Genomic DNA, 16,241 nt, shown 5'->3' with positions numbered 1-16,241 from the left:
CTTTATACGCCGTTCATGGTGAGTTATGGATTCTTCAAAAAAAACAGTGCTTTTGACCGGAGCTTCCGGATTTGTTGGAAGAGCAATTCTTAATGATTTGTCCCAACGTAGTCTGTTCAATATACGGGTGTCCACTCGTGACAGTAGCGCAAAATTCGGGCCTGCGATTGAGTCCGCAGTAATTAACGGCCTGAGTTCTGAGCAATGTTGGAGTCAAGCGCTGGAAGGAGTGGATCTCGTAGTGCATTCCGCAGCACGTGTACATATCATGAATTCCACGAGAGCCAACTCCATGGCTCTGTATAGAGAAGTCAATGTCGCCGGAACGTTGCAGCTTGCGTCTCAAGCGGCCGCATGCGGAGTACAACGGTTTATTTTTATAAGCTCTATCAAAGTGAATGGTGAGGGCTCGCCGCTTAATAAGCCTTATAGAGCTGACTCCCCCCCTAATCCGGTGGACGAATATGGTATTTCAAAATACGAAGCTGAGTTGGGACTCAAAAAAATTGCAGCTGAAACATCAATGCAGGTTGTGATTATTAGGCCTACCTTGGTGTATGGTCCAGGAGTTAAAGCAAATTTTTTGACAATGATGAACGTGATCGACAAGGGGATACCACTTCCGTTTGGCCGGATTCGTAACCAAAGGAGCTTTGTCGCTTTAGACAACCTGGTCGATTTTATCTTTCACTGCTTGGGGCACCCCGCAGCGGCCAATGAAACTTTTTTGATTAGCGATGGCGAAGATGTATCAACCTCTGAACTATTGAAAAGAATCGCTTATGCCTTAGGGAGAAGTAGTAGATTGTTCCCTTTTCCAGTAAACGTTATCAAAGTGCTTTTTTTTATAGTCGGTAAAAAAAGTCTTTCCGATAGGCTTTGCGGTAATTTACAAGTAGATATTACAAAAAATCGCGAGCTTTTGGGGTGGACACCACCCGTTGCTTTAAACGAGGCGCTAAGAAAAACTGTAATCCATTTTAAAGGGAATACAAGCCGATGAGCGCTTGGCTGATTTTGCCCGTAGTCTGTCTTTGTTCTTTATGGCTGACTAAACAGCTCCGAAATTATGCTATGTCTCATAGCCTTATAGATATTCCTAATCTTCGTAGCTCACACTCCGTCCCCACCCCTCGTGGTGGAGGGGTAGCTATTGTCTTAAGTTTTCTATTATGCCTGCCCATACTTCATTTCGGCGGCTTTATATCTTGGGAACACACTGTTTCAGTTGTTGGCGCAGGTGGAGCCGTCGCATTATTAGGGTTTTTCGATGATCACGGTCATATAGCGGCACGATGGAGGCTTGTCGGACATTTTTTGTCAGGTTGCTGGGTGCTTTATTGGAACGGAAGCTTACCGCCTCTTACTCTATTTGGCCTGAATTTTGATCTAGGTATTCTTGCTTATATATTTGCGCTGTTTTATATAGTCTGGTTGTTGAATTTATACAATTTTATGGATGGCATAGATGGCCTTGCTAGTATTGAAGCAATCACAGCGTGCCTTGGCGCGGCCTTCCTGTACTATATCAGTGGATTCGAGTATTTGATTTGGTCTCCGCTGTTCTTGGGATCTGCCGTTATAGGTTTTCTATATTGGAATTTTCCGCCGGCTCGAATATTTATGGGGGATGCGGGAAGTGGGTTCTTAGGTGTCATCCTCGCAACGTTATCTCTGCAAGCTTTTGCCGCTTCTGCTAAATTTTTGTGGGTTTGGCTGATACTGTTAGGGGTGTTTATTGTCGATGCGACATTTACACTCTTGCGCCGGATATTAAGAGGGGACAAGGTCTATGAGGCTCATCGTAGTCATGCCTATCAATTTGCTTCGCGTCGATTCGGTAGCCATAAAATAGTTACTTTGGCGATAGCAGTTATTAATATCGTATGGTTATTGCCCATCGCATATCTCGTTACGGTTGGTGTCGTGGATGGAGTATTCGCTTTACTTGTTACTTATATCCCACTCATACTGATAGCCGCCAAATTCAACGCCGGTGACCTCGAGCATAAATGACTCCGGCCAAAAAAAAGGTGCTCAGATATAATTGTTGCAATATGGGCTAAGGGCGTAGTTAAAGTGGTTGGGGGGTTAATGGATAAGATACGAGAGTTGCTTCTAGGCTTGCCGCGCCGACAGAAACGATTGCTTCAAGTTGGCACTGATGTTCTTCTGGTCTGGATGGCGCTGTGGATGGCGTTTGTTGTGCGTTTAGGCGTGGACGAACTGATCAATCCTTTTATCCAGCACCTATGGCTTTTCATAAGTGCGCCTATTGTTGCCCTACCGTTATTTGTGAAATTCGGAATGTATCGTGCGGTGATGCGCTACTTTGGCAATGATGCGCTTGTGGCCATTATAAAAGCGGTTTCACTCTCCTCGCTCACTCTCGGTGTAGTGGTATTCTGGTATAGCAATCATGAGAATGTAGTCCCTCGGTCCATCATATTTAATTATTGGTGGCTAAGTCTAATAATGGTTGGTGGTCTGCGACTCGCTATGAGGCAGTATTTTTTAGGCGATTGGTTCTCCGCCGCTCAATATGCTCCATTTTCAAATAGAGATAATGGTTTAACTCGAGTAGCCGTTTACGGAGCTGGCGCGGCGGGAAACCAGCTTGTCGCGGCTTTACGGATGGGACGAGTAATGAGGCCAGTTGCGTTTATTGATGATGATAGCAGTATTGCTGATAGGATCATCTCTGGCCTGCAGGTTTATAAGCCCAAGCATGTTCAGCAAATGATTGAAGCGACGGGGGCCCAAGAAATACTATTAGCTATTCCATCCGCCAATAGGGCTCGTCGGAGAGAGATTTTAAGTTTTCTTGAAGGATTCCCTCTCCATGTTCGTAGCGTACCAGGTTTCATGGATCTAGCGAGTGGCCGAGTTAAGGTTGATGACATTCAAGAAGTCGATATTGCAGACTTGCTCGGGCGCGATCCTGTACCTGCCCAAAACGAGCTACTTGAGCATTGCATCAAGAATCAAGTGGTTCTCGTTACTGGTGCAGGTGGGTCTATAGGATCTGAGCTGTGTCGGCAAATTGTAGAACTACAACCGACCACGCTTTTATTGTTAGAACACAGCGAATTTAATTTATACAGTATTTTAACTGAGCTAGAGCAACGCGTTTCGAGGGAGTCGTTATCAATTAAACTGCTACCGATTCTCGGTTCGGTGCGGAGCCAATCAAAGCTTTTAGATGTTATGAAATCTTGGCATGTGAATACCGTGTATCATGCTGCTGCCTATAAGCATGTGCCAATGGTGGAGCACAATATTGCCGAAGGTATATTAAATAATGTCCTGGGTACCCTCTACACGGCTCAAGCAGCGGTGCAAGCCGGAGTGGAAAATTTTGTTCTTATCTCTACCGATAAGGCTGTGCGCCCAACTAATATAATGGGCAGTACAAAGCGTTTAGCCGAGTTAACTCTCCAAGCACTAAGTCGGGAAGCGGCTCCGGTTATGTTTGAAGATGGAGCTAATATATCTCGGCTAAACAAAACAAGATTTACCATGGTCAGGTTTGGGAACGTTTTAGGTTCCTCTGGTTCGGTCATTCCCTTGTTCCATAAGCAGATACAGTCTGGTGGACCTCTCACTGTTACGCATCCCAAAATTACTCGATATTTCATGACGATACCAGAAGCCGCGCAGTTAGTAATTCAGGCTGGCTCTATGGGGCAGGGTGGGGATGTATTTGTTTTAGATATGGGGGAGCCGGTGAAAATTGTTGAACTAGCTGAGCGAATGGTGCATTTATCTGGACTTAGCGTTCGCTCGGAGAAAAACATCCACGGCGATATTTCCATTGAATTTACTGGCTTGCGTCCTGGTGAGAAACTATATGAAGAGCTTCTAATAGGCGACAATGTGGCTGCAACCCAGCACCCTATGATAATGCGCGCGAATGAAGATTTTATTCCTTGGGACACTTTAAAGACTAAACTTGCTGAACTTATTGCCGCGGTTAGCAATGATGACTACAGCTTAGTGCGCCAGATGCTAAGGGAAACTGTCAGCGGCTATACACCTGACGGTGAAATAGTTGATTATATCTATCAGCAACGGCGTCTAGACCCTTAAGCCTATTGAGAGGCCTCGTCATGACGGACACGACCTCTTTCCGCGTTCGCAATACGTACCAAGGAGCGGGCGGCCCTTGGTCTATTTAACGGTCATCATATTTTTTTGAGGGTTCATATATTTTTTTCCTATGTGCACAAAAGTTAAGGTGGATACGGCAACAATCACGGGTACAGTTATTATATTGATTGTCCAAAAAGTAATTTTGTCTATTTGAGATAAGTCAACAAAGGTGGATGCGCATTTGAACGCAATGTATATTATAGGTAAGTGCATTAAGTATATGCTATAACTGATATCGCTTAGTCTGTTCAGGAATTGGAAGTGGAGTATGCGAGGGTTTGAGATAGTAATGCATACAAAAAATAATGATGTTATTGCAAATCTCATATAGCCGTAACCTGGTATCTCCAATACCCCGCAAGTAACTACAAATGTAATCGCGGCAACAATGGCTGCAAAAAACTTTAACATGTAGTTGATTTTTTTCTTATGAACAGCTGCTGTGATTATTCCCGTTAGAAAATAAGCCCAGCAAACTACTGCGGAGGTTCCTAAGTCTATCGCGGCGAGAGTTAAAGCAGCCGTCAGAGCCACGTACTTATATTTGCTGCGATAACATATAGCCACTATTGGCAGTGCGGCATAGAATCTCCATTCGTGAACTAATGTCCAAGTCACAGAGCTTAAAGGTATCAGTGAGATATTGCCTATTTTGAGGGGGTTGTCAATAAAGTTGAAAGTGCTAATGCCTGCAAGTGTTAATAAGGTTTCCTTTGTGAAAACCGTTTGCGTAGTAAATGAAAGGGCGATTAATAGAACTACTGCGGATGAGAAATAATATAGAGGTGTAACTCTTTTTAATCGTGAAATGAAGAATGAGTTCCAGTCTATTTTTTCAGAACTCATTATTTTATCAAAAAATAGAAAGCCGGTAATGCAGAAAAAGATCTGCACTCCGAACGAGCCGAGATTGGGATATATCTGGCCCCAAGAGGAAAATATTTGATTGTTAATTCCAAGATTTGTGAGGGCAAATGGTGCATGATTAATGAATACAAATATTGCTGCTAGCCCACGAAGACCGTTGATGAACTTATACTGGTGAGGGATCTCAGCGCTTTCAATTTTATGTTTCCATAAGTAAGAGAAAATAATAAACAATAGAATTATTGTTGAGGAAATTATTATTGTTTCCGGATTGTATTCAAAGTCCATTGTTTTGGCTCATTATCGACGCAATCACTGCGCCTGCTATAGATTTTTTGTGTTAGTCATCCAGATGATACACAGGGTTCGGCATCAATTGTCAATTCTACCTAAAAACTCTGTTGGAGTCGCTATTGTCAATGCGATATTAACGTATCTGTGTACGAGCATGACAAGCGGAGGGAGCGTTCAATGGATAAAAGCTATTGCCATGCGTGCCTCAAAAAAGGTAGTCGAAACCGCCCTAATAAAAAGCAACCTGCGATGAAAATTTTTTTCATTCTCATGTGTAAGGATCTTGTAGTCTTCTATCCGCTGCGTTAGTGTGTCGACCTGTTAATATTTTTGCTTGCTGTTTTCTAATCTTTGGTGCATGCCGCTTAAACATAAAGGGCCGCAGAATTGAATAATGAGACGCACTTCTGGATCCATTTGGTTAAATTAGTTGCGATTGTAATGGTGGTCCTTCTACATGTCGCGGCGCCATATCATTATCAGTTAAATACGATAGGTCCTTCAAATTGGGCGGTGGTCAATTTGTATGAGGCTATAGTGCGTCCTTGCGTGCCATTGTTCTTTATGGCATCAGGTTTTTTGCTATTGAATCTCGATGAGCCTGCAACCAAATTTTTTTTTAAACGGTTCAGTAGGATTGCAATTCCTTTGGCGTTTTGGACTGTCATTTATGTTTTATGGAAAATCTACTATCAAAGTCAGCGATATGTGGATTTTGGCGGCGTTTTGCAAATGTTTTTTTTTCCTGTGAGTTATCATCTATGGTTTATGTATGCGCTAATCGGTTGTTATCTTTTTCTGCCAATGATGCGCAAGATTTCGATTGGTAGTGATCTCTCGCTTTTGATCTTTTACTGTGGGGTTTGGTTTTGTGCGGTTTCAGTTCTTCCATTGCTACAGAAATATTACTCGCTGAGGAGCCAGCTTGACTTGTCTGTCGCCACCGGATACATGGGTTATTTTGTACTTGGCTATCTACTTGGAAAACGAAGCTATAATATAATTCATGCCTTCTCGTCTGTTGTTGTTATTGTTCTGTCAACGTTTATGACTAGCTACTTCACTTTCTTGCTGACGTTGGAAAATAGGGGTGTGTTGGTTGCTGATTTTACGTCTAATTTCTCACCGACCGTTATATTTGGCTCTGCTGGTTGGTTTGTTTTTATAAAATATGTTAGTGGCGGCTTTTCTTTAGTTAATATTAATTGGTTTAAGCTGTTTGTGATTAGTATAAGTAATGCGAGTTTTGGGATTTATCTTGTTCATGTGATTTTTTTGGATCTTGTTGCTGACTTTTTTTGTTGTTATGTTGATGGTGGTTTTCTGGAGCTTGTTTGGAAGTTTCCTATAATTTCATTAATTGTTTTTTTTCTTTCCTATATATTCGTGTCATTGCTGGCGCGTTTTAAATTTGGGCGGATAATTGGTTTTTAGTTTGGCGGGTTGGATGTCGGGGTTAGGCTTGGCTTCGTTGGGTGCAGATGCATGGTGTTATGGATTTCTTACAAAGTTTTCATCACCGGTTTGCTTTGCTTATATAAGAAGCGTCGTTAAGCTTGCGCGGGATACGAATTAAATTTTTCTATATATTTGACGTGCTTGTCAGAACATTTTCATGAGGTTCTAGAGAATGGCTGTTCACATCTTGCGTTAATTATTTTTTTGCTTTGTGGAAACTTAACTCCGGCAGCGTAGATATGCTGTTCCCTCAAAAAGTTAGGAAGTTTTTCTACTCCTATAGGCTATCTTTCCTCGCTCGTGTTTGCCTTGGTTGTGAGGTTTTTCTGCGATCCGTAAAACTCATCTACCAAGTGTGATCCATACCCCACCTACTCCAGGTGGGGCATCGGTTTACTGTGACCATAGAGCGCTTAGCTATGAGTATTACGCTTCCTGCAACACTCCGATTTTTGACAACCTGCCTCCTTCGCCTAAGTTTGGGGAGCAGCTTCGGAAAAGCTGCTTCTCTCTCAACGATGTCATGGAGCGTCATTTTATGCGTACAGGCTACTTCTACTCGCTGATCTTTGCCTTTCTCGCCAGCACCTCGATCGCCTCTATTGCGGCCCCAGCGGCCAAGCCTCTGACGATGGCTGCGCCACAAACGGTGGAGCAACCGGCCACAACGCAAAGCGCCAAGGTAGATCTCAATGGGGCAGATGCTGCGACGCTGCAGCGGGAGCTGTCCGGGGTTGGCAAGGGCAAAGCTGAGGCGATTGTTGCGTATCGTGACAGTAATGGGCCGTTCTCATCGGTAGAAGAGTTACTAGAGGTCAAGGGGATCGGAAAGGCGATTCTCGACAGGAATCGCGACAAGCTGCAAGTGAACTGAGGTAACGAAGGAGGCCGGTCGAATCGACTGGCCTTTTTTATGTCTGTCGGATCTTGGCACGAGAAATGGTTGGTTAATGGCAATCGATTGTTCAACAATCCAAGGCGTGCCATGACCGACACTCTTTCTTTGGCCGACCAGATCACCCTCGAACTGCGTGCCGATATCATCGGCGGTCGCCTGATCCCAGGCATGGCGCTGGTAGAAAACAATCTGGTATCGGCTTACAACGCATCACGCAACACCATTCGCGAAGCTTTGCACCGTCTAGGCCAGGAAGGGCTCACCCGCTATGCGCGTAACAAAGGGGTGATGGTCCGCAGGTTGGGTAGCGATGACGTGCGGGATCTGTTCAAGGTCCGTCGTACCTTGGAGCTACAGGCCATCGTTGTCAGCGAGCCTTTGAGCGAGTACCAGTCCGACCGGATGCTCGAAGCCCTTGAAGCGGCTGAACTGGCTCGTGAGCGCGAGGATTGGCGTGCCGTCGGGACGCACGGTTTGGCGTTCCATCAGCACATCGTCGGGTTGATGCGCAGTCCTTTGCTTGATGCGTTTTTCACCAACGTGGTTGCCCAACTGCGCCTGGTGTTTTGTTCCGCTCCCGATGAGGCCCGTTTCCAGGCGCCTTGGCTCGCCCGAGATCGGCAGATCCATGACTGGTTGGCTGAAGGCAACAAGCTCGCGGCGTTGGAGGGTATGAACCTTTATCTCGACGATTCCGAACAGTTGCTTCTCCAATTGTTGGCGTCCGCCACACCTCAATGATAAAAGGACCTCGCCATGCACAAAAACTACCCAGCCGCCTACCAACCCAGCAAAGGCTCAGCCTTGCAAATAGACAAACCCTTCTACGAGCGCATCCGCACCGATCAAGACAAGCGCACGCTGATCGAGCAGTTCGAGGTGCCGATCCGTACCGGTCGCGCTTGGCATGTGCCGGCCGGGCATGTATTTCGTGTCACCACGCCGGTGGGGCCGCAAGTGGGGGACTTCAACGTCTGGAATGCCCATGATCCGCGGGAGCGCCTATGGGCTGCGCGTACTCGGCAACTTCAGGGCGCGCATGTCAGTACCCACGATCGGTTGTGGTCGAACTTGCCGTTTCTGCGGCCTCTGGTCACGATCACGGATGATAGCCTGGCCGGCTACGGCATCGACGAGCACGGCGGGCGCCTGCATGATTTGCTGGGGACGCGGTGTGATCCTTATGTGAACAAGATGCTGACCGGTGAGGATTTCCACCATCATTGTCACTCGAATCTGACCCGGGCGGTGTTGCCTCATGGTTTGACCGAGTTCGATGTGCACGATGTGTTGAATATTTTCCAATGCACCGGGCTGAATCATGACGACATGTATTTCATGAAGGCCTGTCCTGCGCAGAAGGGCGATTACCTGGAGTTTTTCGCTGAGATTGATTTGTTGTGTGCGCTGTCGACATGTCCTGGGGGCGACCTGTCGTTGGCGATGTGGGGGCCGGATGCCCAGGATCCTTTAAGCGTTTGTCGTCCGCTGGGGGTGGAGATCTATCGGTTGGAGGAGTCGTTGCTGCAGGGCTGGAGTCAGCCGGAGCGGGCGGCTTACAAGGGGCTGCATGGGTTGCATATTGCCAAGGCGGATTGGGAGAAGTAACTGCGGCTGCCTCTGTGGCGAGGGAGCTTGCTCCCGCTGGGCTGCGCAGCGGCCCCGAAGGCCCGGAACTCGATTAGCCTCACGCGCCTTGCCAGCAGGTTTTTTGGGCCGCTTCGCGCCCCAGCGGGAGCAAGCTCCCTCGCCACGAAAGCGGTGTGAATCAGCGATCCTTGGCTTCTTTCGCATCCATTTCCGCATTACGCTCGGCAACACGTTTACGTTGCTCATCCGTCAGTTCCACTTTGTTGGCGGTGTCGCGCAGCATCATCAGGCCGCCAACGATCGAGCCGATGGCGACGATCAGGATTAACCAGGCATACCAGGGCATAGGGTTCTCCTTGAGTGGGCAATGGCCAGGCGAGTATTCGCTGGCCATTGCCCCTACCACTTATGAGCGAAGGCTGTTCGCAGTGGTTCCATACTACGCCGGTTATCCCGGGTCCACCTTATAGCCCGGTCAACATCGCATCGGCCGGCGCATCTGCGCGCAGTTGGGCAGTCATCACGAAATACACGAAACCCACCGCCATGAAGCCCAGGAAGATCAGCCCGATCAGGGTGTTGAACCAGGCCATCGCCACCAGGCACACCACCGCCAGTGCCAGGGCGATCCCCGGTACGATCGGATAGCCGGGAGCGCGGAATGTGCGTTCGAGATTCGGTTCGGTTTTGCGCAGTTTGAACAGGCTGAGCATGCTCATGATGTACATGACGATTGCGCCGAACACGGCCATGGTAATCATCGCCGCGGTCAGGGTCATGCCGCCGAGGTTGATCAGGCCGTCGCTGTAGATTGCCGCGATGCCGATCAGGCCGCCGGCGATGATGGCCCGGTGCGGGGTCTGGAAGCGTGACAGTTTGGCCAGGGAAGAGGGGAGGTAGCCGGCGCGGGCCAGGGCGAAAAACTGGCGTGAGTAGCCGAGGATGATGCCGTGGAAGCTGGCTACCAGGCCGAACAGGCCGATCCAGACCAGCATGTGCAACCAGCCGGAGCTTTCACCGACCACGGTTTTCATGGCTTGCGGCAGGGGATCGTTGATGTTTGACAGGGTGCGCCAGTCACCGACGCCACCGGCGAAGAACATCACGCCCATGGCCAGGAACACCAACGTCAGGATGCCGCTGATATAGGCCTTGGGGATCGTGCGTTTCGGATCCTTGGCTTCTTCAGCGGCCATGGCCGCGCCTTCGATGGCGAGGAAGAACCAGATCGCGAAGGGAATGGCGGCGAACATGCCGGCGATGGCCGGGGCGCCGAACACGTCGGAACCGGCCCAGCCGTTCAGGGCAAAGCTGCTGAAACTGAACGCAGGCGCGACCACGCCCATGAAGACCAGCAACTCGGCGACGGCAAGCACGCAGACGATCAGCTCGAAGGTCGCGGCCAGTTTCACCCCGAGGATGTTCAGGCCCATGAACACGATGTAGGCGCCGACGGCAGCGTGTTTCGGGTCGAGCGCCGGGAATTGCACATTCAGGTAGGCGCCGATGGCCAAGGCAATGGCCGGTGGTGCGAAGACAAATTCGATCAGGGTTGCCAGGCCGGCGATCAAGCCGCCTTTTTCGCCAAAGGCTCGACGGCTGTAAGCGAACGGTCCGCCAGCGTGGGGAATGGCGGTGGTCAGTTCGGTAAAGCTGAAGATGAAGCAGGTGTACATGGCCGCGACCATGAACGACGTCACCAGAAAGCCCAGCGTGCCGGCGACTCCCCAGCCGTAGCTCCAGCCGAAATATTCACCGGAAATCACCAGGCCAACGGCGATGCCCCATAAGTGCAGGGTGCCCAGGGTGGGTTTGAGTTGTGTGTTCATCGGTGGCTCCCCTCGATAAATAGCAAAAGCGCTGGGGAGAGGGCAGTGCAGTGGGCGTGCCAGTAAGGCAGTCGCGGTCGTAATGGGTCGAATCAGGTCGTATCGGGGATGTTCCACACCGAATTGTGGTATTCGGTGCCCCAGTTCAGCGCCCTGGAGCCACGGCTTGCCGTTATCTCGTGCAGACTTGTGGCACCACTGGCTCTTACAAACGGGCGCCCTTCGAGAAAAGCTCGGTCTGGTCATCAAGGCATTCAAGCAGCGCCGCTTTCCAGTGGGGCTGGCTGATTGCCCAATCACGCTCCAACCGGCTGCAATCAAGTCTTGAATTAAGCGGACGTACCGCTGCCGCTGGATACTCACTGGAGGAAATAGGCAGCAAAGTTGCGCAAGGTTTGCCCTGTCGTTGCAACGTATCGCCGATAGCCTGGGCGAACCCGAACCAGGATACCTGGCCTTGAGCGGTCAGGTGATAGGTCCCCCATTTTGCTGTTCCGCGTTGCCACCCTTCGATGAGCGCCAGGGTGCTGGCAGCGATTGAGCCCGTCCACGTTGGGGCACCTATCTGGTCATCCACGACTTGCAACTCGGATTTTTCCTGAAGAAGCCGCTGCATGGTCAGTAGAAAATTGCGTCCATAGGACGAATATACCCAGCTGGTTCGAAGAATCAGGTGCTTACCGTTGACCACAGAAACGGCTTGCTCACCTGCCAGTTTGCTCTTGCCGTAAACGCCGACCGGATTGGGTGCGTCATCTTCGTTGTAAGGCTCGGTTTTATTGCCGTCAAATACATAGTCAGTGGAGTAGTGAATCAGCGGTATATCGAGCGCAAACGCTTCCTCTGCCAAGACGCCGGGCGCTACGGCATTAAGAGCGAAGGCTGCCTCTGGCTCGCTTTCCGCCTGGTCGACGCCTGTGTGTCCAGCAGCGTTGATGACCAGGTCCGGATGGAGGTTTCGGACCGTTTGGCGGATCAACTGCGGCTGTGCCAGGTCGAGTTGGTCGCGCCCCAAGACGATCAATTCCCCGACGTTGCGCAGCCGCCGCTGCAGCTCACGGGATAGCTGGCCATGTTGGCCGCAGATAAGCACTTTCATGGCCGCAGACCGACGGAGTTGCTCTCCTCTCCCGCTACTTGGGCGAGGTATTGACCGTAGCCGATCTTGCCGAAATAACGGGCGCGCTCAAGCAGCTGTTCGCGGCTGATCCAGCCATTGTGATAAGCGATCTCTTCGAGACAGGCCACTTTCAGTCCCTGGCGATGTTCGATGGTCTGCACGTATTGCGAGGCATCGAGGAGGCTGTCATGAGTCCCGGTGTCGAGCCAGGCGAAGCCGCGACCGAAGCGCTCTACTTGCAAGTCACCACGCTGGAGATAGGCATTGTTGATGTCAGTGATTTCCAGCTCACCACGTGGCGAGGGCTTGACTGCCTTGGCAATGTCGATCACGTCGTTGTCGTAGAAATACAAGCCGGTAACCGCGTAGTTGGACTTTGGCTTCTGAGGTTTTTCCTCAATCGACAAGGCACAGCCATTGCTGTCGAAATCGATCACTCCGAAGCGCTCCGGGTCTTTTACCCAATAACCGAACACTGTCGCGCCAGAGGGACGTTCGGCTGCCCGTTGCAGCTGTGCGCCGAAGTACGCCCCATGGAAGATATTGTCGCCAAGAATCAGGCACACCGGATCCGTGCCGATGAACTCTTCGCCAATCAGAAAGGCCTGGGCCAGGCCATCCGGTGACGGTTGGATCGCATAGCTGAACTTGACCCCGAACTGACTGCCGTCCTGCAGTAGATTCCGGTATTGCGGCAAATCCTGAGGAGTGGAAATAACCAATATTTCCCTGATGCCAGCCAACATCAATACCGATATCGGGTAGTAAATCATCGGTTTGTCATAAACCGGCAACAGCTGTTTCGATACGCCAAGAGTGATGGGATGCAAACGCGTGCCCGAGCCACCCGCCAATACAATGCCTTTCATTATGCGAGCAGCTCCTTTTTATTGATGAATCCAAGGCGTTCGCCTTGATAACTGCCGTCTTGAACGCGACGGCACCATTCGAGGTTCTCCAAATACCATTTGACCGTTTTCCGCAGGCCGGACTCGAATGTTTCTTGCGGTACCCAGCCCAGTTCCTGCTCGATTTTCCCGGCGTCGATGGCGTATCGCTGATCGTGACCCGGACGGTCCTGGACGAAGGTGATCAGGTCGGCAAAGTGAGCGATGCCCTCAGGCTTTTGCGGTGCGAGCTCTTCCAGCAACTGGCAGATGCCCCGAACCACGTCGATGTTCTTTTGCTCGTTGTGCCCGCCAATGTTGTAGGTTTCGCCGACCTTGCCCGTGGTGACCACTTTGAGTAACGCCCGAGCGTGATCCTCGACAAATAGCCAGTCACGCACCTGCAGGCCGTTGCCATATACCGGCAGAGGCTTGCCAGCCAAGGCGTTGAGGATGACAAGAGGAATGAGCTTCTCCGGGAAGTGGAACGGTCCATAGTTGTTTGAACAGTTGGTCAGCAACACCGGAAGGCCATAGGTGCGATGCCAGGCGCGGACCAGATGATCGGAGGCTGCCTTGCTGGCGGAGTAGGGCGAGCTTGGGGCGTAGGGAGTGGTTTCCGTGAACAGATCGTCAACGCCGTGCAGGTCGCCATAGACCTCGTCGGTCGAGATGTGATGGAAACGAAAGGCACTTTTCTCCGGCTCGGCAAGGGTTTGCCAATAGGCGCGGGTGGCCTCGAGCAGGCTGTAGGTGCCGACGATGTTGGTCTGGATGAAGTCCGATGGCCCGTCAATGGATCGGTCGACATGGGATTCCGCGGCGAGATGCATGATCGCTTGGGGTTGGAAACGCGCCAGGACCGCGCTGACGGTCGCCTGGTCAACGATATCGGCCTGCACGAATTCGTAGCGACTGTTGCTGGCAACGCCGACAAGCGATTCGAGGTTACCAGCGTAAGTCAGTTTGTCCAGGTTGAGGGCTTCATGATCAGAGTGCTCGATCAGCTCGCGAATCAGGGCAGAGCCTATGAAACCGGCACCGCCGGTGATGAGGATACGCATATGAGTCCAGCCTTTTCCCAGTAAGTCGATGACGCATGAACCGTAGCTTGTCGGCATGAGTCGGGTAGCGCAATAGAAGTGTCGGCCCGATTCGGGATTTGTAGAGCCTAGTCGATGGGAAAATAACTGACGCCGTCGGAGGCGGGCTTGCGAGTCCACCCCGATTACCCATTTTTTACAGATTCTTTATCCCCCACCCCCTGCCTCGATCTCGCGCCTTTACACCCTCCCTGCCGACAATCCCCCCCACACACGGCATGACGCCGTACCACGGAGAAATCCCATGAGTGTTCTGGACGGGGTGTCATTGCTGCTGGCAGTGGCGCTGTTCATTTATCTGCTGGTTGCGCTGTTGCGCGCGGATCGGAACTAGGAGCGGTTATGCACGGTTATGACTTCGGGCTGATCCTCGGCTTTTTTGCCCTGGTGCTGATTCCGGCGCCGTTTCTGGGACGGTTTTACTACCGGGTGATGGAGGGCCAGCGTACCTGGCTGTCGCCGATTCTTGAGCCGGTGGAGCGCGGTTGCTACAAGGTGGCCGGCGTTGATCCGACTGCCGAGCAGAGTTGGCAGAAGTACACCCTGGCCTTGCTCGCGTTCAATCTGGCGGGATTTGTGCTGTTGTTTGCGATCCTGTTGTTGCAGGGGGATTTGCCACTCAACCCGGAAAACCTGCCCGGCATGGAATGGACCCAGGCCTTCAATACGGCGGTCAGTTTCGTGACCAACACCAATTGGCAGTCCTACAGCGGCGAGGCGTCCCTCAGTTACTTGAGCCAGATGGTCGGTCTGACGGTGCAGAACTTCGTCAGCGCCGCCACCGGCCTGGCCGTGCTGGTGGCGCTGTGTCGTGGGATCGGGCGCAAGTCCGCCACGACGTTGGGCAATTTCTGGGTCGACATGACCCGTGCCACCCTCTATGGACTGTTGCCGCTGTGCCTGCTGCTGGCGCTGTTTCTGGTGTGGCAGGGCGTGCCGCAAACCTTCGCGCAGTATGTGCACGGGGTGACGATGCAGGGCGTCGACCAGGTGATTCCATTGGGACCGGCCGCCAGCCAGATTGCGATCAAGCAACTGGGCACCAACGGCGGTGGTTTTTTCGGTGTCAACTCGGCGCACCCGTTCGAGAACCCGACGGCCTGGAGCAATCTGTTTGAAGTCGCATCGATCATCCTGATCCCGGCGGCACTGGTGTTCACCTTCGGCCATTACGTCAAGGACCTGCGCCAGAGCCGGGCGATCATTGCCTGCATGCTGGCGCTGTTCCTGATCGGCGGCGCTACGTCGCTGTGGGCGGAATTCCAACCCAACCCGGCCCTTGATAACGCGGCAGTTGAACAGGCCGCGCCGCTGGAAGGCAAGGAGTCACGTTTCGGCACCACGGCCACGGTGCTCTGGTCGGTGACCACCACGGCGGCGTCCAACGGCTCGGTCAATGCGATGCACGACAGCCTCAACCCGCTGAGTGGCATGGTCGCGCTGGTGAACATGATGCTGGGCGAAGTGATTTTCGGCGGTGTTGGCGCCGGGCTCTACGGGATGCTGCTCAACGTATTGATCGCGGTGTTCCTGGCCGGGTTGATGATCGGTCGTACGCCGGAATACCTGGGCAAGAAACTCGGCGCCCGGGAAGTGCAGTTGCTGGTAGTGACGCTGCTGGTGATGCCGGTGAGTGTGCTGGTGCTCGGCGCGATTGCCGCAAGCCTGCCCGGTCCCGCCGCGGCGGTGAGCAATCCTGGTGCTCACGGTTTCAGTCAGCTGCTCTACGCCTACACCTCGGCGGGGGCGAACAACGGTTCGGCGTTTGCCGGGTTCGGCGCCAACACGCCGTTCCATAACCTGGTGCTGGGCCTGGGCATGTTGATTGGCCGTTTCGGCTACATCCTGCCGGTGCTGGCGTTGGCCGGCAGCCTGGCGCTGAAGAAGACCGCACCGATCGGCCAGAACAGCTTCCCAACCCACGGCCCGCTGTTCGTGACCCTGCTGACCGTGACCATCCTGCTGGTAGGTGGCCTGACGTTCTTGCCGACCCTGGCCCTGGGGCCGATCGCCGAACACCTGAGCATGGGTTTCTGAGGAACA

The 16,241-nt window shown here is 51.7% G+C and carries 15 protein-coding genes; 9 read left to right on the top strand and 6 right to left on the bottom strand.

Going from position 1 to position 16,241, the window contains the following annotated elements; all coding sequences use genetic code 11:
- Nucleotides 1-25: 25 nt before the first annotated feature.
- The 3 genes from J3P91_RS19160 (at nt 26) to J3P91_RS19150 (ending at nt 4,089) form a co-directional block, all read left to right on the top strand.
- A complete protein-coding gene (locus J3P91_RS19160; RefSeq protein ID WP_434601425.1) occupies nt 26-1,003 on the top strand; it encodes a UDP-glucose 4-epimerase family protein in 978 nt (325 codons plus the stop codon).
- Nucleotides 1,000-2,016, top strand: a complete 1,017-nt coding sequence (locus tag J3P91_RS19155) for an MraY family glycosyltransferase (RefSeq protein ID WP_434601424.1) — start codon at nt 1,000-1,002, stop codon at nt 2,014-2,016. The genes J3P91_RS19160 and J3P91_RS19155 overlap by 4 nt, the downstream gene beginning before the upstream one ends.
- Before the next feature lie 78 nt (nt 2,017-2,094).
- Nucleotides 2,095-4,089, top strand: a complete 1,995-nt coding sequence (locus tag J3P91_RS19150) for a polysaccharide biosynthesis protein (protein ID WP_434601423.1) — start codon at nt 2,095-2,097, stop codon at nt 4,087-4,089.
- Nucleotides 4,090-4,170: 81 nt separating this feature from the next.
- On the opposite strand, the gene J3P91_RS19145 is transcribed toward J3P91_RS19150, so the two are convergent.
- Entirely contained in the window at nt 4,171-5,307 is a 1,137-nt protein-coding gene (locus tag J3P91_RS19145; RefSeq protein ID WP_434601422.1) for an acyltransferase family protein, read from the bottom strand.
- A 393-nt stretch (nt 5,308-5,700) separates the two neighbouring features.
- On the opposite strand from J3P91_RS19145, the gene J3P91_RS19140 reads away from it, so the two are divergent.
- The 4 genes from J3P91_RS19140 to J3P91_RS19125 all read left to right on the top strand — a co-directional run bounded on the left by J3P91_RS19140 (nt 5,701) and on the right by J3P91_RS19125 (nt 9,277).
- Nucleotides 5,701-6,747, top strand: a complete 1,047-nt coding sequence (locus J3P91_RS19140) for an acyltransferase (protein WP_434601421.1) — start codon at nt 5,701-5,703, stop codon at nt 6,745-6,747.
- Nucleotides 6,748-7,309: 562 nt separating this feature from the next.
- On the top strand, nt 7,310-7,645 hold the full coding sequence (locus tag J3P91_RS19135; protein WP_434601420.1) for a ComEA family DNA-binding protein: 336 nt from the start codon (nt 7,310-7,312) through the stop codon (nt 7,643-7,645).
- A 111-nt stretch (nt 7,646-7,756) separates the two neighbouring features.
- Nucleotides 7,757-8,410: a GntR family transcriptional regulator gene (locus J3P91_RS19130; protein WP_434601419.1), complete on the top strand. Its 654-nt coding sequence runs from the start codon at nt 7,757-7,759 to the stop codon at nt 8,408-8,410.
- Between the two features lie 15 nt (nt 8,411-8,425).
- Entirely contained in the window at nt 8,426-9,277 is an 852-nt protein-coding gene (locus J3P91_RS19125; RefSeq protein ID WP_434601418.1) for an urea carboxylase-associated family protein, read from the top strand.
- A 160-nt stretch (nt 9,278-9,437) separates the two neighbouring features.
- On the opposite strand, the gene J3P91_RS19120 is transcribed toward J3P91_RS19125, so the two are convergent.
- The 5 genes from J3P91_RS19120 to rfbB form a co-directional block, all read right to left on the bottom strand.
- Entirely contained in the window at nt 9,438-9,605 is a 168-nt protein-coding gene (locus J3P91_RS19120) for a DUF2897 family protein (protein WP_003183831.1), read from the bottom strand.
- Between the two features lie 118 nt (nt 9,606-9,723).
- On the bottom strand, nt 9,724-11,088 hold the full coding sequence (gene eat / locus J3P91_RS19115; protein WP_434601417.1) for an ethanolamine permease: 1,365 nt from the start codon (nt 11,086-11,088) through the stop codon (nt 9,724-9,726).
- Nucleotides 11,089-11,293: 205 nt separating this feature from the next.
- Nucleotides 11,294-12,187 carry a dTDP-4-dehydrorhamnose reductase gene (gene rfbD / locus J3P91_RS19110; RefSeq protein WP_434601416.1) on the bottom strand — a complete coding sequence of 298 codons (894 nt, stop codon included), beginning with the start codon at nt 12,185-12,187 and terminating at the stop codon, nt 11,294-11,296.
- Entirely contained in the window at nt 12,184-13,080 is an 897-nt protein-coding gene (rfbA, locus tag J3P91_RS19105; RefSeq protein WP_434574140.1) for a glucose-1-phosphate thymidylyltransferase RfbA, read from the bottom strand. The genes rfbD and rfbA overlap by 4 nt, the downstream gene beginning before the upstream one ends.
- Complete coding sequence (rfbB, locus tag J3P91_RS19100; protein WP_434601415.1) at nt 13,077-14,159, bottom strand: dTDP-glucose 4,6-dehydratase; 1,083 nt, start codon at nt 14,157-14,159, stop codon at nt 13,077-13,079. Before rfbB ends, rfbA begins: the two co-directional genes overlap by 4 nt.
- A 283-nt stretch (nt 14,160-14,442) precedes the next feature.
- Between rfbB and kdpF the strand changes: the two genes are divergently transcribed.
- Complete coding sequence (kdpF, locus tag J3P91_RS19095) at nt 14,443-14,532, top strand: K(+)-transporting ATPase subunit F (protein ID WP_003218754.1); 90 nt, start codon at nt 14,443-14,445, stop codon at nt 14,530-14,532.
- Between the two features lie 8 nt (nt 14,533-14,540).
- Nucleotides 14,541-16,235 carry a potassium-transporting ATPase subunit KdpA gene (gene kdpA / locus J3P91_RS19090; protein WP_434601414.1) on the top strand — a complete coding sequence of 565 codons (1,695 nt, stop codon included), beginning with the start codon at nt 14,541-14,543 and terminating at the stop codon, nt 16,233-16,235.
- Nucleotides 16,236-16,241 lie beyond the last annotated feature (6 nt).

This window comes from Pseudomonas sp. Z4-7, from assembly GCF_051131965.1.
Lineage (GTDB): Bacteria > Pseudomonadota > Gammaproteobacteria > Pseudomonadales > Pseudomonadaceae > Aquipseudomonas.
The sequence above is the reverse complement of the archived record's forward strand: the minus strand, read 5'-3'. Positions and strand labels throughout refer to the sequence as shown.

Bases quoted from the DNA above. Each gene is read 5' to 3' on its own strand.
- J3P91_RS19160 (WP_434601425.1), top strand. From the start codon at position 26: ATGGATTCTTCAAAAAAAACAGTGCTTTTGACCGGAGCTTCCGGATTT.
- J3P91_RS19155 (WP_434601424.1), top strand. From the start codon at position 1,000: ATGAGCGCTTGGCTGATTTTGCCCGTAGTCTGTCTTTGTTCTTTATGG.
- J3P91_RS19150 (WP_434601423.1), top strand. From the start codon at position 2,095: ATGGATAAGATACGAGAGTTGCTTCTAGGCTTGCCGCGCCGACAGAAA.
- J3P91_RS19145 (WP_434601422.1), bottom strand. From the start codon at position 5,307: ATGGACTTTGAATACAATCCGGAAACAATAATAATTTCCTCAACAATA.
- J3P91_RS19135 (WP_434601420.1), top strand. From the start codon at position 7,310: ATGCGTACAGGCTACTTCTACTCGCTGATCTTTGCCTTTCTCGCCAGC.
- J3P91_RS19130 (WP_434601419.1), top strand. From the start codon at position 7,757: ATGACCGACACTCTTTCTTTGGCCGACCAGATCACCCTCGAACTGCGT.
- J3P91_RS19125 (WP_434601418.1), top strand. From the start codon at position 8,426: ATGCACAAAAACTACCCAGCCGCCTACCAACCCAGCAAAGGCTCAGCC.
- J3P91_RS19120 (WP_003183831.1), bottom strand. From the start codon at position 9,605: ATGCCCTGGTATGCCTGGTTAATCCTGATCGTCGCCATCGGCTCGATC.
- eat (WP_434601417.1), bottom strand. From the start codon at position 11,088: ATGAACACACAACTCAAACCCACCCTGGGCACCCTGCACTTATGGGGC.
- rfbD (WP_434601416.1), bottom strand. From the start codon at position 12,187: ATGAAAGTGCTTATCTGCGGCCAACATGGCCAGCTATCCCGTGAGCTG.
- rfbB (WP_434601415.1), bottom strand. From the start codon at position 14,159: ATGCGTATCCTCATCACCGGCGGTGCCGGTTTCATAGGCTCTGCCCTG.
- kdpF (WP_003218754.1), top strand. From the start codon at position 14,443: ATGAGTGTTCTGGACGGGGTGTCATTGCTGCTGGCAGTGGCGCTGTTC.
- kdpA (WP_434601414.1), top strand. From the start codon at position 14,541: ATGCACGGTTATGACTTCGGGCTGATCCTCGGCTTTTTTGCCCTGGTG.